Source organism: Streptomyces litmocidini (assembly GCF_014649755.1).
Taxonomy (GTDB): Bacteria; Actinomycetota; Actinomycetes; order Streptomycetales; family Streptomycetaceae; genus Streptomyces; species Streptomyces litmocidini.
In genome coordinates this window covers 39,976-58,822 of record NZ_BMTQ01000012.1, presented here as the reverse complement: position 1 = coordinate 58,822, position 18,847 = coordinate 39,976, and the positions used below count along the sequence as shown (strand labels likewise).

Here is an 18,847-nt window from a genome sequence, read left to right as displayed (position 1 = left end):
CAGGCGGTGGGTCACGCTCGCCGGTTGCCTGATTGGTCGTCATGTGCAGTGTGGAGTAGCGGGGCTAGGACTTGTCCGGTCGATCACAGTTCAAGCGATGGCAGGTCTTACGATCCATCCGTGATGGATAAGCCAATGCATTGGACCGTGCGCCACTTCTCACAGGCCAACCCCGCTGGCCCCGGCTGTGACAGTGTTCCGGCGCTCTTGCGGCGGCTCGCGGATTCCATCGAGGCGTTGGGCCCCGCCGAGATCCAGGACGTGGTCATCGCGTCGGAGATGACCGAGCACGGCCCCTGGCGGTCGGGGACCGTCTACTTCCACCTGCCTGAGGATGAGGACTGATTCTGGTCTTCACGAACGGAGCCAGATGACGAGGGCTGCGGCAGTCGCGGTACCGAGGAAGACGTAGCCGCGCTTGTCGTAGCGAGTGGCGACGGCCCGGTGCTGCTTCAAGCGGTTGATCGCCCGTTCAACGGTGTTGCGTTTCTTGTACCGCTCTTCGTCGAAGCCAGGTGGCCGTCCGCCGCGTGAGCCTTTGCGCTGGCGGGCGGCCTGGCTGTCGGTCTTCTCCGGAATCGTGTGCCGGATGCCCCGGTGCCGCAGATACTCGCGGCAGGGGCCGTTGCTGTAAGCCTTGTCGGCCGCGAGGCTGTCCGGCTTCTTGCGGGGCCTGCCCGGCCCGGGCCGGGGCACGCGGATCTTCTCCAGCACTGGCTTGAACTGCGTGCAGTCCGCCCGCTGGCCAGGTGTGACGATCAGGGACAGCGGGCGGCAGCGGCCGTCCGCGCTCAGGTGGAGCTTGGTGGTGAACCCGCCCCGCGAGCGGCCCAGGCCCTCACCTCCCTCACCACCTCCACCAGGCGGGCGACGAGGCTCTGCCACGGCGTTTCGTCCTGGTGTTCCGCCAGTTCGGCCCCTTTTGAGGCGGGAGGCGGCGGTGGTTCGGTGCGGGCGCCGGCAGCGTGCTGATGTGCCCGCACGATGGTGGAGTCGACCGAGATGTCCCAGTCGATCTCCCCGGCTGCGTCGGCCTCCGCCTGAACCTGCTGGAGCAGGCGTTCCCAGGTTCCGTCGGCCGACCATAGGCGGTGGCGTTCGTAGACGGTCTTCCACGGGCCGAACCGTTCGGGCAGGTCACGCCACTGAACGCCGGTCCGCACTCGGTGCAGAATCCCGTCGATCACCTGCCGGTGATCCCTCCACCTGCCGCAACGCCTGTTGCTGACCGGGAGGAACGGCCGCAGCCGTTTTCACTCGGCATCCGTCAGATCGCCCCGCCCCATGACCCCATCAACGACACGACCGCGCGGTAGTCACATGATCGACCGGACAAGTCCTAGTGGGTGCCGCTCGGGGCGATTCTCAAAACCCCCGCTGAGCAAGCCTTCGCCTTGTCAGGATGTGCGCATGGATACTTCACCCGCCCTGCCGGACCCTCTCCGCGCGATCATCTTCGACGCTAACGCGCTCGGCAACGGACTCCCTCATCTAGGGAAGGTGCGGCGGATCGCGGCCCTGGCAGCAGACGCAGGAGTTGAGACATGGGTGCCGGAGCTCGTGGCCCTGGAGTGGGCGGAGCACCTCGTCCGCGAGGTCGAGACATTCCGCGTCGCAGCGAAGTCCGCAGTGAAGATGATGTCTGCGGCAGGCATCAAGGTGCAGCCCCCGGTACTGCCTTCGGACGGCCAGGGTGTCGCCGAGGACTTTCTCAGGGAGCTAAAAGTCGTGCCGGGCGTCACGATCGTGGAGCTAAGCGGAGACGCGGCACGCGCTGGACTGAGGGACCAGATCATGCAGACGGGGCCCGGCCGGAAAAAGCAGGGAGTCAAGACCGGGGGTTCCGACTCCGCCTGGCTGCGGGACGTCCTAGTGAAGGCTGGTGGCTCGTTCGACGGTGTCGCCCTGCTCAGCCAGGACGGCGATGTACAGGTCGCCTGCAAGGCTCTCGGAGTGGCTCCTCCCCAGAGGATGAACTGGAAGGACTTCAACCAGGCGCTGTTCAGGCTGGTGCAGAGCCCGCAGGTACTGGAGCGCAGGATCACCCACTACTTCTCCTCACTGGTAGCCGACTCAAACGAGACTCATCACGACTGGGTCGAACCGGAGATGGATCTCGGCGGCTTCGAGGCCGATGAGGAGCTGCTGCTGGCCGGCAGCCACCAACACCAGCCCGAACTGAATGACGTCACCCTGCGCCAGGTGTATGAGGTGCTCGATGTGTCGGACATCCGCATGGAGTACGCCGCGACGGGAGAGGAAGCCGGCGATGATCCTCGAAACGCCACGCTGGAGGCGACCGTTACGTTCCGTGCCGACCTAAACGTCTCTACCTATGAACTCACAGTGGATGGCGGCGTCGAGATGGGCTGGCACCCCGTAGACGACGTACGCGTGACCAGTTCGCTCATCATCGAAGTCTCCGAAGGAGAAATCCGCTCTTACGAGCCGGTCGATAGCTCCCGCGTGACGCGTATGTGATCCGCGCGTTTACGGCCGGGCACCCGCTCGAAGAAGGTCTCCCAAAGGGCGTTCAGCACGCCGTGCTAACGAGCTCGTGCATGGTTGGCGGTGGCACGTCGAAAGGTGCAGGTCGGCGCGGTGGTCACCGTGGCTGACGCACCCCGCGGGTGGCGGTCTGCTGGTGTGAGAGCAGTCCGGCGATAGCTTGGATCGTGTCGCTCATGTGCTCGCGTCGACCGTGGTGGCGGGCGAGTGCTCGGCAGTTCTTGAGGTGTGCGATGCCGTGCTCGACCCGGATCCGGCGTGAGGAGTGCGCCTTGCGTTGGCGTTCGTAGATCTCCTCGTACCAGTCCGGCGGGTTCTTCTTGAACTTGCGGTGCGGCGGTGTGACTACGCGGCCGCCGGTCTGAGCGCCCAGGCCCTGGTAGCCGCCGTCGGCGAGGATCTCCACGGCCGGGCCCTTGGTAAGGTGCTTGACCAGGCCTAACTGTCGGGCATGGGTGATGTCGGCACAGCTCGCCGGCTGGGCGGGACTGCAGAACAGGAGCTTGCCACTGGCGTCGGTGAGGACCATGGCCTTGACGGCGTTCTGCTTGTTCTTGCCGGAGATGAACTTCTCTCGGTCTTTGCGGCCGGCGGCGGGCCGTCGAACCCGGATCTCGGTGCCGTCGATGATCCCGGTCTGTCCGCTGGCGCCGAGGTGGTCGACGACTTCGGCCAAGGTGCGGAGCCGGACGCCGGTGGCGATGGTGCAGCCGAGGGTTGCGAGCAGCGGCCGCACCTCGCCGATAGCGCGGGTGATTGTGGACCGGTCGACGCCGAACCAGCAGGCCAGCACGTCGTGAGTGGCTCCGTGGCGAAGGTGGACGAGCGTGGCAAGGAGCCGATCTACAAAGACCAGCTGGTGCTTTGCGCCGGCGCCCACGGCCCGCTTGCGTGGCCTAGCCTCCAGTCTCGCCTGATGCCGTTCATGCCATAACGGACCTACCTCGGCAACGAGTTCGGCGATCACATCGGCCGACAAACCTGTGATCCGCCGATCGCTGATGATCGCTGCACGAGTCGCTGTCCCCACCACAAGAACATGATCAGGGATCAAGATCCAGCACCGCATCGCCAACCATGCACGAGCTCGTTAGGCGGGGGCCGGTCCATGTTGCGTCAGGGGCCGTATGGGTTCCATGCCGAAGAAGGGCCTGAGAGCGTCGGGTCGGTCGTGCCAGAGCATGGCAAGGCCGGGGTAGCGGCCGATGCAGGGAAAGCGGCGTTGGGTGTCTCCCGGCAACGGAGGATCCCGCTACTCAAGCCCACGGAGAGATCGCGTACCCCGCTGATGACTCGTGGGAGAGGCCCCGGCGGATGCCTGGCCCCTCGCACGTTGCTCAGCCGTCAAGAGCTGTCCGGCCTTCCAAGCCGAAGGTGAGGGGCCCGGCAACTCACGTGCCAGTCCCGCTCCTGCTCCGCGCCTTCTCGAACTCGGACACCGGGTCACCTCCGACGCTCCAGGGCCAGGCCGTGACCATGCCGTTGATCGCCTCGAAGACCAGGCGGGCCTCGCCGCGCCGCTCGGCGGCCGTCAGTGCGTAGGCCAGCAGGTTCAGGTCGGCGAGGGCTGCCGCGTGGTGAAAGAACCCGGGCTGGGCCCAGGTGTGTGCCGCACGGTCGAGGGCCTGCGCGGCCGATGCGTGGGACCAGTGGTTGCGTGCCATCAGCGCCTCGACTCCGCCCAGGGCGAGGACGGATTGGTACTGCAGAACCTGGGCGGTCATCTCGGTGGCCGCGCAGGGCGCGTTCGTGGGTATGCGGGCGCGGATCGCATCGACGAAGTCCAGTACCTGGCTGCGCGATCCCATCTCCTCCGGCCCCAGATAGCGCAGCATGCTCAGATACGCCTCGCGGTTCCAGCGGTCGCGGGCCAGCACCTCGTTCCACAGGCCGAACACCTCCGGCTGACTGCGGCGCTCCAGCCGCGAGAGCCCCAGCATGACCACCCAGGGAGTGGGGTCCTCCGGCGCTAGTTCGGCGGCGCGCAGACAGCTGTCGGCGATGCCGGCAGCGTCCTCCAGGCGTCCCCGGGAGCGTCCGCGTTCCAGCTGCGCCCAAGCGGAGAGGACGAGCGCGGTCGCGTTGCGCGGCTCACGAGAGGCCCAGGCGCGGGGCCCATGCGATTCGGACAGGCGGTACGCCAGCACGGAGAGCTGATGGGCGCGGCGGTCCCAGTCGGCCCGGCTTCGGTTCAAGAGACGGGATATCTGAGCCATGTACAGGTCCGTCGTCCCGATCGCGCCCGTATTCGGCGTCGCTTGGAGGGACTTCAGCAGCCGGCCGAGGGCATCGTCGTCTAGTTCCAGGGCAATACGCGCTCGTCTGCGGCGACTTGAGAGAAATGCCATGCACGGAGGCTAAAGGTTACGAGTCGTAACGCAAGGCGTGCGCTGAGATCGTTACCGATTACACCGTGCAATCCATACGTTACACATCGATATGTTGAGCGGGGAGCCACCGAATCTCGGGTGGCCGAAGCCTGGTGAGCATGCCGGTGGTGGCGGCGGCGCCGCGGCAGCGAGGGCGGGGCGGCGCCGATCGCCTCGGCGGCCTTGATGGCGGAACACCGCGGTGCTCAGGAATGTGCGCAGCACTCGGATCTCTGTGGCGGTGTCCCCTCGGGAGGCGCGGAAGGTGTGGCACCCTCATGCCTCAAAGGCATGTTAATCAGCCCTTCCAAGTATTTGAGGCTATGGCTGATTGGTCGCATTCTTATTTCACCGGAACTCTTGGTTATCGGAGACCGAATCTCCGTCGACTTCTCCGGGTAAAATGCACCCTTCGATTGGCTGGTGTTCCCGCATGGCCCGCCCCCTGCCCCTGATCCTCGCCCAGGCGCCCGGTCGCCCGGCCGACGACCTCGCAGGCTTTACCGCCGACGTAGAGCGGCGCGTGAAACTGCGCGCACCTGGCGCCCTCGTCGTCTACCCCGAACTGCACCTCGGCGAGAGCGCCCCCGGCGTCCCGGCCGACCCGGAGCAGGCGGCCGAGCCGCTCGACGGCAAACGCGACGCGGTCTTCGCCGAGCTCGCGGGGGATCTGGGCATCTGGCTGGTACCCGGCAGCATCTACGAGCGAGGCACCGGCGACCGCGTCCACAACACGACACCCGTCTATTCGCCACAGGGCGAGCGCCTCGCCGCGTACCGCAAGATCTGTCCGTGGCGCCCGTACGAGACGACCGTGCCCGGCAACCGGTTCGAGGTCGTCGACCTCGCCGGGGTCGGCCGTATCGGACTGTCCATCTGCTACGACACCTGGTTCCCGGAGATCTCCCGCCACCTGGCCTGGATGGGCGCCGAGCTGATCGTCAACGTGGTCCGCACGCCGACGAGCGACCGCGCACAAGAAGTCGTCCTCAACCGCGCCAACGCCATCGCCAATCAGGTCTTCGTCGCCAGCGTCAATTCCGCTGCCCCCTCCGGGATCGGCCGCAGCCTCGTCATCGATCCCCAGGGCACGGTGCGCGCCGAAACCGTCGATGCCGGCGACTCCACACTCACCGACGTCATCGACCTCGACGAGGTGAGCAACGTCCGCCGCTACGGCACCGCCGGCCTCAACCGGATCTGGGACCAGTTCCGCCCCGGCGACCCAGCCCTCGACCTCCCGCTGTACGGGGGCCGCATCGACCCCGCCACCTGGAACGCCGCCCCCATCACCGAGGAGCCCCCACGATGAACAGCGAGACCACCGGGAACAGCATGAGGCTGAAGGGCGACCTGAGCCTCTTCTCCGTCGTCCTGTTCGGCCTGGCATACATCTCCCCTGGCATCGTGGTCACGGTCTTCGGCGTGGTCGCCGCCACCAGCGGCGGCGTGGCCCCCACCGCGTTCGCCTTCGCCACCGTCGCGATGCTGCTCACCGGGCTCAGTTACGCGAAGATGGCACGTGCCGTGCCCGGCGCGGGGTCGGTCTACACCTACGCCCGCAAGATGCTCGACAGCCGCATCGGTTTCCTGTCCGGCTGGGCGATGCTGCTCGACTACTTCTTCATCCCGATGGTCGGCTGGCTGATCACGGCGATCTACTTCAACGCCCAGTTCCCCGACATACCCAAGTGGGTCTGGCTGATCGTCTCGGTGAGCATCACCACCGCCATCAACGTCTTCGGCATGAAGCTCGCGGACCGCGTCAACAAGGTCCTGATGTTCATCGCTCTGGGGTCGCTGGTCCTCTTCGCCACCCTGTGCGTCGTCTTCCTCGGCAAGCATGGCTCGTCCGCCCCCGCCACGGACGCCCTGTGGAACTCCGGCACGTCGATCGGCGCGGTCACAGCGGCCGCTGCCATCGCCGCGTACTCCTTCCTCGGCTTCGACGCCGTCTCGACGCTGGGGGAGGAGGCCAGGGGCGGGGCGCGGACGATCGGCCGCGGCATCATCGGCTGCGTCATCGCCGCCGGAGCGATCTTCATCGTGCTGTCCTTCGTGATGCAGCTGGTTCACCCCGGCGCGACGTTCGTCGACGTTGACGCGGCCGCCTATCACCTGAAGGTCCAGGTCGGCGGCCAGACGTACGCCGAGGTGATCAACTTCGTCACCATTGCCGGATCCATCGCCTCCTGTATCGCCCTGCAAGCCTCGGCTGCGCGCCTCATGTACGTCATGGGACGTGACGGCGCACTGCCCAAGGCGATCTTCGGCAAGCTGTCGGGGAAGACCGGCACGCCCGTCCTTAACCTGCTGCTGACCGCGGTCGCAGGTGTCATCGCCATGAAGCTCGACCTGACCACAGCCACGTCGTTCATCAACTTCGGTGCTTTCCTCGGATTCGCCCTGGTCAACGTCTGTGTGATCGCCCACCTGGTCCGGGAGCGCAGGCGCGGCCACACCCACAACCTTTTCTCCTATCTGGTGATGCCGGCCATCGGCGTCGGTGTCTCCCTCTACCTGCTCACGCGGCTCGATCACGTCGCACTCCAGATCGGCGGCGTCTGGCTGGCGATCGGCGTCGTCTACCTGGCCTTCCTGACCAAGGGCTTCCGCCGACCCGCACCGGAGATGACCTTCGACGACGACACCGCGGCCACGGACAGCGCCACCGTGTAGCGACCCCTCCAGATGCGAGGAGACGACGATGCCCACGACAACTGCTGAACTGGTGCATGACCGGACCCTCGGAGACCTGCTGGTCCAGCGTGATGTAGTGCTCGACGGACTCGATGCTCCGCAGCGCGCCGCCCGTACGGTCCTGGCCGACGTCCTGGACGGCAAGGCGGAGGACCGGCTCTTCGACGCCATGCTGGTGGCCAGCGAACTCATCGCCAACGCCATCCAGCACAGCAGCGGCGCGGTCCTCCTCAGGGTGGAGGCCTACGAGTTCGGTGCGGCATTGGGCGTCGTCGACCGCGGGGCCGACATCACCGCCGTCCCCGTCCGGCCTTCGAACTCGTCTGTCGACGAGGCGACGGTGGCCGCGAGCGGGCGCGGCCTGTTCATCGTGGACAGCCTCGCCAGCGCCTGGTCGGTCGAGGAGGCCGAGTACGGAAAGATCGTCATCGCCGTACTCGCCCTGACGGCAGGCCCTCGTCGTTGACCACCCTCGACGACCACTTTCGAGCAGAACCTCTCGGTGGAGGAGCTGGACCTCCGCGTTCCGGAGTCCGGGGACTTCGGTCCGCTTGACCGCTGCCCGGTCACCGCGACCGGCCAGATGCCGTCGCCCTGCCGGGACGCCCTTCCGTTCCTGCCGGTGAGCCACGTGGAGGAGCCGGAACGGTCCAGGTCCAAGTCCTCGCAGGTGGCTTCACGCCGCAGGCGTCCCGGTGGTCGGCGACGCACGGGAAGCGACTCACCCGCCGGCCTCCCGGCGAAATGCCGGGCCGCCGTGCGGAGTGCGTCCCGCTCGGTCGCCGGCTCCCGCTCCCTCGCCTCGAGCTCGGCCCCCGAGCCTCCAGCTGCCGGATGTGCCCGTCCGGATCGGTGGACGAGGCCGTCTGTCCGGCCATGCCGGCCGGGCAGACGGCCGCGGACGTGGCAACGGCGGCGACGCGGCCGTTGCCGGCCACGCGGCACCCACTCACGCAGGGTGGCCCGGTCGACGCTCAGGTCGGTGGCGATGTCCTTGTACGTCGCCCCGGGCGTGGACTCGTATAGGGCTATGGCGCCGGACCTGAGTCAGTCCGGGTAGCCCTAACCGCCATCGGCGGTCTTTTTGTTTTTTGGGATCATGCGGATCCCTTTTCAGCGTGTCCGACGCGCAGGGGGGACATGCCCATCCGCCTCGCGGACGGTCACCCGATCTGTGCCCAGGCCTTGAGGACCTGACCCGCCCCAGGCCTTGAGGATCTGGCCCGCCCGTCCTCGGCCACGTCTGCGGCCGGTCCGGCACTGCCGGCCTGGAGGGTGCCGCTCAGCCCGGCGCGGCGCAGGCTCGCACGGCGATCTCGCTCTGCCGCTCCCCGTCACCGGACGCCATGCTCCCGAAGCCGATGCAGACGGGCCGGGGCCCGGGGCAGCGGCAGGCGAGGGCGCAGTCGTGCGACAGCAGGAGCATGTGGTGGCGGGCACGAAGAGGCGCCCCGGCCTCTGGGGAGAGGCGGGGGCGCTGCTCGGACTGCCAGGTCGTACGCGCCGAGCCGGAGTTCCTCGGTCAACGAGCGGTTCACCGGACTGTTGAGACCGGCCGGCCGGCGCGCGCGACCCTGCCATGGGTTCGACGCTCGGAAGAAGACGAGAACTCCGGCCTCGGCGGGCGGGGTCCGCAGCCCGCCCGTGGGTCAGACCATGGGGGCGAGCTTGTTGGACTCGGCCACCGCCGCGCTCCAGGAGAACTCGTTGTTGTCGCTGAAGTAGTAGTACGTGGAGCCGTTGGGCATCATCGCGATGGTGATGCCTCCGTATCCGGACATGAACGGTACGTGGAACGGCTGGGTGAAGGCGGGGTCGTCCGCGGCCGTGAACTCCTGGCCCCAGAAGCCGTTCTGGTAGTGCATCGGTGTGGTGCCCGTGGTGGTGGCGCCGCGCCGGGTCGGGTTCTGCTGCATGGAGTCGGCCAGCAGGCCCGGGTGCAGCACCTGGGTTCCGGCCACCGCGCCGCCGTCGTTGTTCAGGAACTTGGCGAACTTGGCGACGTCGTCCTTGGTCCAGAACATCCCGTACCCGCCGAAGGGGACGCCGTCCGCGCTGTTGTCCGTACGGGAGGAGACGCGGGCTTCCGGGCTGATGCCGATCGGGGTGAGGACCTCGTCGCGGAGCATGTCGAACAGGTCCGTGCCGGAACCCGCCCGGTTCTGGAGGTAGTTGTTCATGGCACGGGCTGCCAGAAAGGTGTCGGAGGTGTGGTAGACCCACTTGCTGCCCGGGGTGGTCTTGCGACGGAAGGACAGCGCCTTGTCCATCTTGGTGGCGTAGGGCTCGGCGAGGAAGAAGTCGGTCATGGTGTTGCCCGCCTCGTCGACCTCGAAGCCCGCCGAGGTGTAGTTGCCGGTGGTCATGTCCAGGGCGTTGTCGACGGTGACATTCGACCAGGCGCTCTTCCCGGCGGTTTCCGGTATCAGGTCGGTCAGGCGCTGGTCCGCGACTCCGGTGCCGTAGCGCTGGGCGAGCCGGAGCAGGGCGGTACCGGCGAAGGCGGACTTGGCGGTGGAGTAGGAGGGCAGCAGCATCTCCCCGCAGAACGCGTACTGGCCCTGCCGGGTCTGGCAGCCGCCGACGTAGTTCACGCCGTCGTAGTAGAGGCCGTAGGTGCTCAGCGCGGTGGGGGTGATTCCCGCGCCGAACTTCGAGGTGTCCACGCCGGCGCCGGGGTGGTCGGTGGCGAGCTGTGCGATGGGTTTGGTGGGCAGCCGGCCGGCGACCTCGGCCGCGTAGGCGTCGCGCGCGGCTTCCCCGCCGGGGACGGTGCCCGGCTGGTAGGTGGCGGCCACCTGACCCCACATGTCGAACTGGTGGTAGGCGCAGGTCTCCGCGGTGATCTGGTAGCGGACCTGGGAGACGGAGGACGCGTCGAAGAGGAAGGAGAGCACCCCGTTGTGCACGCAGTTGGCGTTCCGTTCGACCAGGGCGAAGGGCAGCGCGGCGCGCGTGCGGCCGCCGTCGCCGGCTTCCTGCCAGGCCCGGCCGGCTCCCACGGCGAGGTTCCAGGAGGCGTTCCCGGTGTAGCGCAGCCCGCGCACGGTGGGGATGAGGTGGCTGCCGTTCTGTACGAGGGCGGCGCTGAACGGGGGGAGGTGCTTGGTGGCCTCGACGCCGGAGTGGCCGTAGGGGTCCTTCAGCTTGCGGTAGCCGCCGGCCGTGGCGGTGCCGTTGAGGGTCAGCGTGCCCTCGAAGGTGTGTGCGGGCGGGGCCGCCTCGGCGGGCAGGGCGAACGCGCTGTCGGCGACGGTGTCGGTGGGCGTGGCGCTGGAGAGCTGGGCCGCGGTGAGGACCGTGCGGGGCACGGCGCCGCTGCCGGTCAGCGGGTCGCCCGGCACCGGGGGCGCACTCTCGGCGACCGCGGGGGACGGAGCGGTGAGCAGGCCGGTGAGGAGCGCGGTGAGCAGTGCCGTGGCCGTCGCAAGACATCGCATTCCGCGCGGGCTGCGGGTGGGCGGACGGGAGGTCATGGCTGTCCCTCTTTCGGGCGGGGTCTGTTGTTGCGGCATGGTGGGTGCGCGCGGCGAGAGGTGTCCAATGCCTGTCAGGACTGGCCACGGTGTCTGAAAAGCATCGGGGCAGGTGCTCCGGCGGAGTGCGACGCACCGCCGGGGTCGGTGGACGGGAAACCAGGTCCGCGTGAACGTGCCGAGAACGCCGCAGCTGACCTGCCACCCAGGTCCGATGCTGCTCGAGTCGCCGGGTCCAGCTGTCCGGGCAAGACCACGCTCGCCCACGGGTCGGGGAGCGGCTGGGGCGGCTCGCCGCGTGGGTCTTCGACGAGCTCGATGCACCGGAAGGCGGCGATTGCCGGTGGCGCAAGCGCATGGCCGAGAGGGGTGGGTGCGTCGTGCGCTGCAGTACGGGACCGGGGGCGACCTCCGGACAGGCTCACCGTGCGCGACCCGGGTCCCCGGGACGTTCCGGCCGTTGATGCCCTCCTTGTTTCAGCCTGTTCAGCTCCCCGCTGCTTCCGGCCCGTACTGCTCGACGCAGAAGCGGGCCAGGCCGGTGGCGAAGGACTCGATGGTGCGCAGCGCGTAGTGGCCGGCGTCCCAGGCCGCGTGCAGCCGGATGTGCAGGGGCTCCCCGTGCTGGTCGATGATCAGCAGGGGGTGCAGCCCGAAGCGGGGGTCGTCGGAGACGACGGCGATGCCGTGTCCCGAGGCCGTCATCGCCTGGGCGACCTGCGGGGTGTCGCACTCCAGGACGATGTCGAGGTAACTGCCCGCGTCCTGTACCGCCTGGTCCAGGATGCGGCGGGTGCCGTGCGCGAGGGTGAGGACGATCAGCGGCTCACCGGTCAGCTCCTGGATGGTGATCCGGTCCCGGTCTGCCCAGGGGTGCGAGGGCGGCACGTAGGCCCACACGGGCAGCCGGGCCACGGGCAGGCCCGCGTAGCGGCTGCGCGGCGGGGCTGAGGAGATCGCCACGTCGGCGCCCCGGGTGAGGGCCTGGTAGGCGCGTACCGGACTCTCCGCCTGCACCGTGACCAGGGGGTCCTCCGGACCCCAGGTGGCCAGGAACGGGGCGATCACATCGGTGATGGTGGTGGCGGGGGCCGCCACGGTGATCCGCATCGCCCGCCCGGACGCCAGCGAGCCGGCGGCGGCGAGGGCGGTGTCGGCGCGGGTCACCAGATCCCGGGCGAGGGGCAGGAAACGGCGGCCGGCCGCCGTGAGTTCCATCCGCTTGCCCGTGCGGTCGAACAGTGTCACTCCCAGGGACGTCTCGAGTCCCCGCAGCTGGCGGGAGAGCGAGGGCTGGGCGATATGGACTTCGGCCGCCGCCTTGGTCACCGAGCCGCTCTCGACGACCGCCAGGAAGTAGCGCAGCACCCTGAGCTCCATAGCGAACCTCCTGTCCATGCCTCGCAGGCATGAAAGTCAACCCAATCAAGTATTTGAGGGTTATAGCTCACCGGGCCCATTGTTGTCTCACTCTGAACAGCCGGCGAATGCGCCTTCCCCGAGGAGCGAACTCATGGCCACGCCCCGAAGAACCCCTGCCGCCGCCGCTCTGGTGGCCTGCGGTCTGCTCGTCTCTGCCTGTACCGGTACCGACAGCGGTACCGACAGCGCCGGTCAGATCCTCAATGTGGCAACCACTGCCGAGGTCACGACCTGGAATCCGGTGAAGTCCTTCTCCACCGAGGTCTACTACCTCAGCAACGTCTACGAGCCGCTGCTGTGGATGAACCCGCCCGGCTCGAAGGAACGCTTCCGCCCCGCCCTCGCCGAGCGCTGGGAGTCCTCCACCGACGCCAAGATGTGGACCTTCCATCTGCGCGAGGGCGTCACCTTCCACGACGGCGAGCCCATGAACGCAGCGGCGGTCAAGGCGTCCCTGGAAGCCTCCGCCAAGGACGGCGGCGCAGCCTTCATCTGGTCGGCGCTGGACACCATCGAGACACCGGACGCGCACACGGTCGTGCTCAAACTGAAGAGCGCCGCCCCGGTCGACATGATCGCCTCGTCCATGTACGGGGCGTGGATCGTCAGCCCCAAGGCCCTGGCCAGGGGCGAGGACTACTTCGCCAAGGGTGTCGACGCGGGCACCGGCCCGTACCGGGTCTCGGAGTACCAGGCCAAGAAGAGGGTCGTCCTCAAGGCGTACGACAAGTACTGGGGCGGCTGGAAGGGCGAGCGCTACCGCACGGTCGTCGCCAGGATCACCGCCGAGCCGACCGCGCAGCAGCAGATGCTCGAGTCCGGGCAGGTCGACTACGCCGGCTCGCTGCCCCTGGAGAACATCGCCCGGTTCAAGAAGGACAAGGGCTACACCGTCACCGAGTGTCCCACCTTCCAGAACCACACGGCCTTCTTCAACACCACCAAGGGCCCGCTGAAGAACGTGAAGGTACGCCAGGCATTGGCGCAGGCCATCCCGTACGACGACATCGTCAAGGTGGGCACCGAAGGATTCGGCGCCCGCGCTCGCGGCCCCGTACCGGCCGGCGCCTTCCCTCACGACGAGCAGCTGCCGCAGACGCCGTACGACCTGGAAGCCGCCCGTCGGCTGCTCACCGAGGCCGGATACGAGGGCGGCAAGGGCCTGAAGCTGACCCTCAGCTACGCGGCGGAGAACGCACAGCAGGCCAAGTACGCCCCGCTGATCAAGGACTCCTTCGCCAAGGTCGGCGTGTCGGTCGAGCTGCAGCCGATCCTGTTCAACCAGCAGTGGGAGAAGGCCAAGGCGGACCCGGCCACGGCGCAGGACATCTTCCTGCTGATGTACTGGCCGACCTATTCCGACGCCGGCTCGGACAACCTGGTCTCGCTCTTCCGCAGCAGCGACAAGCCCTTCTTCAACCTCAGTTACTGGAAGGACGCTACGTACGACAAGCTCGTCGACGAGGCCGGCACCCACACCGCCACCGACCAGGACAAGGCCGCCGAGCTGTACGGCAAGGCGCAGCGCCGGCTGCTGGAGCAGGCCCCCGGCGCCTTCCTCTACGACGTGCGCACCCCCGTCGTGATGAACAGCGAGGTCAAGGGCTTCGCGTGCAACCCGAACTACTCCTTCTCCATCCCCTTCCACCAGCTGAGCCACGGAGCCAGCTGATGCCGCGCTTCCTGCTGCGCCGGCTGCGCGGCTCCCTGCTCGTCCTGCTCGGGGTCAGTGCGATCACCTTCGTCCTCGCCCGGGTGATCCCCTCCAACCCCGCCCTCACCTACGTCGGCGCCAAGGCAACGCCCGAGGAAGTCGAACGGGTGACACACGCCCTCGGCCTCGACCAGCCGCTGCCGGTCCAGTACCTGTCGTATCTGCGCAACGTGCTGACCGGGGACTGGGGCACCTCGATCGCCACCAAGCAGCCGGTCCTCGGCGAGCTCGGCGACCGGCTGCCCGCCACCCTCGAACTCGTCGGCGCCGCCATGGCGGTGGCGCTGGTGCTGGGCGTCACGCTCGGCTGCATAGCCGCGGTGCGGCCCGGCAGACTGATCGACCAAGCGGTGCGGCTGCTGTCCATCGCGGGCGTATCGGTGCCCGCCTTCTGGCTCGGGCTGCTGCTCCAGCTACTGGTCTTCGGCCGCCTGGGACTGCTGCCGCCCACCGGACGCATCGACAGCGACCTGGAGTTCACCGCTCCGATCCACTCGATCACCGGACTGAACACGGTGGACGCGCTCCTCACCGGCAACGGCGCGGCGCTGGCCAGCACCTTGGCACACCTGATCCTGCCGGCCCTGACACTGGCCGCCTACCCGCTCGGCGTCGTGGCCCGCATGACCCGCACCAGCATGCTGGAAGCGCTCCAGCAGGACCACATCCGCGTCGGCCGCGCCTACGGCGTCCCCGAACGCACCCTCGTATGGCGCGTCGCCCTGCGCAATGCCCTCCCGCCCACCGTCACGGTGCTCGGCCTGACCGCCGCCTACGCCCTGACCGGCGCGTTCTTCGTCGAAGTGGTCTTCGACTGGCCGGGCCTCGGCCAGTACGCCGCCTCCGGCCTGCTGAGCCTGGACTACCCGGCGGTCATGGGCGTCACCCTCATCGGCGCCGTCGCCTACGTCCTCGTCAACCTCGCGGTGGACCTCGTCCACGCGCGCCTCGACCCGCGAGTGAGGCCGGCATGAGCCACAGCCCGCAGACCATCCCCCCGCGCAGCGCCCGCTTCACCGCCCTGCTCCGCGACCCGCTCGCCGTCATCGGCCTGGTGCTGCTCGTGGCCCTGGTCGCCGCCGCCCTGCTCACCCCCTGGCTCGCCCCGCACCCCGATCAGGGCGCCGGAGCGGCCGAAGTCGCCGCCCGCCACCTGCCACCCGGCGCCGACCACCTGCTCGGCACCGACAACCTCGGCCGCGACGTGCTCAGCCGCGTCATCTACGGTGCCCGGCCGGCGCTGACCGTACCGCTCCTCGTGGTCGGGCTCGCCGTGCTGGTGGGCGTACCGCTGGGGCTGATCGCAGGCTTCCGCGGCGGGCGCGTAGGCGAAGCGATCATGCGGCTGTGCGACATGTTCCTGGCCTTCCCGCCCCTGCTGCTCGCCATGGCCATCGTGGCCACCCTCGGCCCCGGCCTGGAGCACGCCGCCCTCGCGCTGGCCATCGCCTGGTGGCCCTGGTACACCCGGCTGGTCCAGGGCATCACCGCATCCATGCGCGAGCGGCCCTTCGTCGAGGGAGCGCGCGCCCTGGGGCTGAAGGACCGAGTCGTCATGGTCCGGCACATCCTGCGCAACGCCGTCTCACCGATCCTGGTGCAGGCCACCGTCGACATCGGCACGGTGATCCTGGCCGCAGGATCACTGGCCTTCCTCGGCCTGGGCACCCGCCCGCCGCAGGCGGACTGGGGCCTGATGGTGGCCGAGGCACGCGGCGACCTCCAGACCCACTGGTGGGCGGCGCTCTTCCCGGGCCTGGCGATCCTCCTCACCGTGCTGGCCTTCAACCTCTTCGGCGACGCTCTGCGCGACGTGTTCGACCCGCGCACGGAAGCCCGCTCCGCCACCGCACGACGCGGCCTGCGCACACTGGCCGGGCAGGCCGCCGCTCTGTTGCGGCGCCGGCCGGAGGGGAAGGCCACCGACGCGGCGAGCCCCCTGCCCGCCACCCAGGACGAGACCGCGCCCGGCCCGGACACGCAGCGCGCAGACGGCCAGGCGGCACCCCTGCTGGAGATCTCCCGGCTGCGCGTCACCCTCGGCGACGCCGCCGTCGTACGTGACGTCTCCCTCCATGTGCACGCGGGCGAGGTCGTGGGGGTGGTCGGCGAGAGCGGCTGCGGCAAGTCCCTGACCGCCCTCAGCGTCCTCGGCATGCTCCCCGCCGGAGCCGAAACCACCGGCGCCGTCCGACTCCAGGGCCAGGACCTGCGGGCCGCCGGCTTCCCCACGGTCCGCGGCCGGAAGGTGGCCATGGTCTTCCAGAACCCCGCCGCCTCCTTCGACCCCGTCACACCGCTCGGCCGCCAACTCGCCCGGCTGGTAAGCCTCCACCAGGGCGGCACCCGGACCGAAGCGGCCCAGCAGGTCAGCACCGCACTGACGGAAGTGGGCCTGGACGCCGAGCGCGTCACGCGCTCCTACCCCCACCAGCTCTCCGGCGGCATGCTGCAGCGCGTCATGATCGCCGCCGCCCTGCTGTGCCGACCCGATCTGCTCATCGCCGACGAACCGACCACCGCCCTGGACGTCACCGTCGCCAAGGAGATCCGCTCCCTGCTGCGCCGCCTGCAGGCCGAGCACGGCTTCGGAGTCCTCTACATCACCCACAACCTGGGCGAGGTCCGCGAACTCTGCACCCGGATGTACGTGCTCTACGCCGGTCAGGTCGTCGAATCAGGCCCGGTGACCGACGTCCTGGACACCCCCGACCACCCCTACACCCGCGCCCTGCTCGCCGCCCTCCCCGACCGGGCCGCCCCCGGCAGAGCGCTGCCCGCCATCCCCGGCAGCGTGCCGGACCGCCCCGACCTGCTCACCGGCTGTCCCTTCGCCGACCGCTGTGCCCACACCACCGAGGCATGCGCCACCCCGCCGCCCCTCCACGCCGCCGGAGCGCGGGCCAGCGCCTGCCACCTCACCCAGCCGAAGGGAGTTCCCGCGTGATCCTCGACGTACGCCAGCTCGTCAAGACCTTCGGCTCGCACACCGCCGTCGCCGGCGTCGACCTCGCCATCACCGCAGGCGAAGTACACGCCCTGGTAGGTGAGTCGGGCTCGGGCAAGACCACCCTCGCGCGCTGCGTCCTCGGCCTGATCCAGCCCACCTCCGGCACCGTCCACATCGCGGGCAGCCCGCTCACCGGGCTGCGCCGCAAGGAGCTGCGACGGCTGCGCCACCAGGTACAGATCGTCTTCCAGAACCCCTACGCCGCCCTCAACCCCCGGATGACCATCCGGCAGCTCATCGCCGAGCCCCTGCGCGAGGCCGGCCGCCCCGTGACCGACGCCACCGCGGAACTCGAACGCGTCGGCCTGCCCGCGACCGTCCTCACCCGCTACCCCCACCAGCTCTCCGGCGGCCAGTGCCAGCGCGTCGCCATCGCCCGCGCCCTCGCCGTCGGACCCTCGCTGCTGGTGCTGGACGAACCCACCTCCGCCCTCGACGTCTCCGTCCAGGCCCAGATCCTCAACCTGCTGCTCGACCTGCGCGAGCACAGCGACCTCGCCTTCCTCCTCATCACCCACGACCTGGGCGTGGTCCGGCACATCGCCGACCGGGTCAGCGTCATGCTGCACGGCGAACTCGTCGAGACCGGGCCCACCGCCCAGGTCCTGGACTCCCCCCAGCACCCCTACACCCGCAGGCTGCTCGACGCCGTCCCCGGCATCCACCCACCGGACGCCACCCCACCGGACACCACCCCGCCGAGCACACCCGCAGCCGCCACCGCACAAGGAGCCGTCCAGTGAGCCGAATCCTCGGCGTCGCCCTCGCCCAGGTCGCACCCGTGACCGGCGACCCCCAGGCGACCTTCGCGAAGTTCAGCCGCGAGGTGCGCTCCCTCAAAGCCCTCTCCCCGTCCATCGACCTGGTGGTCTTCCCCGAGCTGTACCTGAGCGCCTTCGGCAGCTTCGACGCCCGCCACCCGGCCGGCTACCTCGACCGCCTCGCCGAACCGATCCCGGGCCCCACCACCGACGCGGTGTGCCGGCTCGCGGCCGAAACCGGGCTGTGGATCGTCCCCGGCAGCATCCCGGAGCGGTCGGCCAAGGGCGTCCACAACACGGCCGTCGCCATCTCCCCGCAGGGAGAAGTGGTGGCCTCGTACCGCAAGATCTTCCCCTGGATGCCGTACGAGACCTCCGTGCCCGGCAACACCTACGTCACCTTCGACATCCCCCACGTAGGCCGCTTCGGCCTGGCGATCTGCTACGACGGCTGGGTGCCGGAGATCTCCCGCACCCTCGCCTGGATGGGCGCCGAGGTCATCATCCAGCCCACCTACACCCGCACATCCGACCGCGAGCAGGAACTCGTCCTCGCTCGCGCCAACGCCATCACCAACCAGGTGTACGTCCTCAACCCGAACATCGGCGGCCTCTTCGGCACCGGCCGCAGCGTCGCCACCGACCCCGAAGGCCGCGTGCTGGCCCAGGGCGGCGCAGGCGAGGAGTTCCTCACCTTCCACCTCGACCTCGACCTCGTGGCCACCACCCGTGAACACGGCACCCTCGGCCTGAACCCCCTGTGGAAGCAACTGCGCGACGCCCCGCCCCCCTTCCCGCCCGCCAGCGAGGGCTACGACAAGGGCCGGATCATGACCGGTCTCGGCCCGCTGCATCCCGCCCGGGCCGGATCGACAGGAGCCTGAGAC

General features: G+C 69.1%; 15 protein-coding genes and 1 pseudogene. 10 read left to right on the top strand and 6 right to left on the bottom strand.

The features are described 5' to 3' along the window. Window positions 1-135 precede the first annotated feature (135 nt). Window positions 136-345: a hypothetical protein gene (locus IE180_RS24160; RefSeq protein ID WP_229860811.1), complete on the top strand. Its 210-nt coding sequence runs from the start codon at window positions 136-138 to the stop codon at window positions 343-345. A 9-nt stretch (window positions 346-354) separates the two neighbouring features. On the opposite strand, the pseudogene IE180_RS24155 reads toward IE180_RS24160, so the two are convergent. Beyond that, window positions 355-1,247 (bottom strand): annotated as a pseudogene (locus IE180_RS24155) (IS5 family transposase). A 163-nt stretch (window positions 1,248-1,410) separates the two neighbouring features. Between IE180_RS24155 and IE180_RS24150 the strand changes: the two are divergent. Further along, entirely contained in the window at window positions 1,411-2,481 is a 1,071-nt protein-coding gene (locus tag IE180_RS24150; RefSeq protein WP_190159046.1) for a hypothetical protein, read from the top strand. Window positions 2,482-2,605: 124 nt separating this feature from the next. Here the strand turns inward: IE180_RS24150 and IE180_RS24145 are convergent, their stop codons facing one another. Together IE180_RS24145 and IE180_RS24140 are read right to left on the bottom strand one after the other, a co-directional pair. Then, a complete protein-coding gene (locus IE180_RS24145) occupies window positions 2,606-3,538 on the bottom strand; it encodes a transposase family protein (RefSeq protein ID WP_229860809.1) in 933 nt (310 codons plus the stop codon). A gap of 361 nt (window positions 3,539-3,899) precedes the next feature. Then, window positions 3,900-4,703, bottom strand: coding sequence for a hypothetical protein (locus IE180_RS24140; RefSeq protein ID WP_229860808.1), 804 nt, complete (start codon window positions 4,701-4,703; stop codon window positions 3,900-3,902). A 607-nt stretch (window positions 4,704-5,310) separates the two neighbouring features. Here IE180_RS24140 and IE180_RS24135 point away from each other — a divergent pair. The 3 genes from IE180_RS24135 to IE180_RS24125 are packed head-to-tail and all read left to right on the top strand — an operon-like array spanning window position 5,311 to window position 8,043. After that, the gene (locus tag IE180_RS24135; protein WP_190159044.1) at window positions 5,311-6,189 is read left to right on the top strand and encodes a carbon-nitrogen hydrolase family protein; all 879 of its coding nucleotides are present in this window, start codon (window positions 5,311-5,313) and stop codon (window positions 6,187-6,189) included. Then, window positions 6,186-7,556, top strand: coding sequence for an APC family permease (locus IE180_RS24130; protein ID WP_190159043.1), 1,371 nt, complete (start codon window positions 6,186-6,188; stop codon window positions 7,554-7,556). The genes IE180_RS24135 and IE180_RS24130 overlap by 4 nt, the downstream gene beginning before the upstream one ends. Before the next feature lie 28 nt (window positions 7,557-7,584). After that, on the top strand, window positions 7,585-8,043 hold the full coding sequence (locus IE180_RS24125; protein ID WP_229860807.1) for an ATP-binding protein: 459 nt from the start codon (window positions 7,585-7,587) through the stop codon (window positions 8,041-8,043). Between the two features lie 816 nt (window positions 8,044-8,859). On the opposite strand, the gene IE180_RS24120 is transcribed toward IE180_RS24125, so the two are convergent. From IE180_RS24120 to IE180_RS24110, 3 genes are all read right to left on the bottom strand, one after another. Further along, the gene (locus IE180_RS24120) at window positions 8,860-9,003 is read right to left on the bottom strand and encodes a hypothetical protein (protein WP_373302817.1); all 144 of its coding nucleotides are present in this window, start codon (window positions 9,001-9,003) and stop codon (window positions 8,860-8,862) included. Window positions 9,004-9,226: 223 nt separating this feature from the next. After that, complete coding sequence (locus tag IE180_RS24115) at window positions 9,227-11,053, bottom strand: serine hydrolase domain-containing protein (protein ID WP_190159042.1); 1,827 nt, start codon at window positions 11,051-11,053, stop codon at window positions 9,227-9,229. A 486-nt stretch (window positions 11,054-11,539) separates the two neighbouring features. After that, window positions 11,540-12,433 carry a LysR family transcriptional regulator gene (locus IE180_RS24110; protein WP_190159041.1) on the bottom strand — a complete coding sequence of 298 codons (894 nt, stop codon included), beginning with the start codon at window positions 12,431-12,433 and terminating at the stop codon, window positions 11,540-11,542. A 133-nt stretch (window positions 12,434-12,566) separates the two neighbouring features. Here IE180_RS24110 and IE180_RS24105 point away from each other — a divergent pair, with 133 nt between their 5' ends. The 5 genes from IE180_RS24105 to IE180_RS24085 are packed head-to-tail and all read left to right on the top strand — an operon-like array spanning window position 12,567 to window position 18,844. Continuing rightward, complete coding sequence (locus IE180_RS24105; RefSeq protein ID WP_190159040.1) at window positions 12,567-14,147, top strand: ABC transporter substrate-binding protein; 1,581 nt, start codon at window positions 12,567-12,569, stop codon at window positions 14,145-14,147. Continuing rightward, entirely contained in the window at window positions 14,147-15,163 is a 1,017-nt protein-coding gene (locus IE180_RS24100) for an ABC transporter permease (RefSeq protein WP_190159039.1), read from the top strand. Before IE180_RS24105 ends, IE180_RS24100 begins: the two co-directional genes overlap by 1 nt. Beyond that, window positions 15,160-17,136 (top strand): dipeptide/oligopeptide/nickel ABC transporter permease/ATP-binding protein, encoded by a 1,977-nt coding sequence (locus tag IE180_RS24095; protein ID WP_190159038.1) that lies wholly within the window; start codon window positions 15,160-15,162, stop codon window positions 17,134-17,136. Before IE180_RS24100 ends, IE180_RS24095 begins: the two co-directional genes overlap by 4 nt. After that, window positions 17,133-17,942: an ABC transporter ATP-binding protein gene (locus IE180_RS24090; protein ID WP_229860806.1), complete on the top strand. Its 810-nt coding sequence runs from the start codon at window positions 17,133-17,135 to the stop codon at window positions 17,940-17,942. Before IE180_RS24095 ends, IE180_RS24090 begins: the two co-directional genes overlap by 4 nt. Next, entirely contained in the window at window positions 17,939-18,844 is a 906-nt protein-coding gene (locus tag IE180_RS24085) for a carbon-nitrogen hydrolase family protein (protein ID WP_190159036.1), read from the top strand. The genes IE180_RS24090 and IE180_RS24085 overlap by 4 nt, the downstream gene beginning before the upstream one ends. The last annotated feature ends 3 nt before the right edge of the window (window positions 18,845-18,847 follow it).

Excerpts from the sequence above, each read along its gene's own strand:
- IE180_RS24135 (WP_190159044.1), top strand. The coding sequence starts at position 5,311 with ATGGCCCGCCCCCTGCCCCTGATCCTCGCCCAGGCGCCCGGTCGCCCG.
- IE180_RS24150 (WP_190159046.1), top strand. The coding sequence starts at position 1,411 with ATGGATACTTCACCCGCCCTGCCGGACCCTCTCCGCGCGATCATCTTC.
- IE180_RS24105 (WP_190159040.1), top strand. The coding sequence starts at position 12,567 with ATGGCCACGCCCCGAAGAACCCCTGCCGCCGCCGCTCTGGTGGCCTGC.
- IE180_RS24130 (WP_190159043.1), top strand. The coding sequence starts at position 6,186 with ATGAACAGCGAGACCACCGGGAACAGCATGAGGCTGAAGGGCGACCTG.
- IE180_RS24160 (WP_229860811.1), top strand. The coding sequence starts at position 136 with ATGCATTGGACCGTGCGCCACTTCTCACAGGCCAACCCCGCTGGCCCC.
- IE180_RS24125 (WP_229860807.1), top strand. The coding sequence starts at position 7,585 with ATGCCCACGACAACTGCTGAACTGGTGCATGACCGGACCCTCGGAGAC.
- IE180_RS24100 (WP_190159039.1), top strand. The coding sequence starts at position 14,147 with ATGCCGCGCTTCCTGCTGCGCCGGCTGCGCGGCTCCCTGCTCGTCCTG.
- IE180_RS24115 (WP_190159042.1), bottom strand. The coding sequence starts at position 11,053 with ATGACCTCCCGTCCGCCCACCCGCAGCCCGCGCGGAATGCGATGTCTT.
- IE180_RS24110 (WP_190159041.1), bottom strand. The coding sequence starts at position 12,433 with ATGGAGCTCAGGGTGCTGCGCTACTTCCTGGCGGTCGTCGAGAGCGGC.
- IE180_RS24120 (WP_373302817.1), bottom strand. The coding sequence starts at position 9,003 with ATGCTCCTGCTGTCGCACGACTGCGCCCTCGCCTGCCGCTGCCCCGGG.
- IE180_RS24095 (WP_190159038.1), top strand. The coding sequence starts at position 15,160 with ATGAGCCACAGCCCGCAGACCATCCCCCCGCGCAGCGCCCGCTTCACC.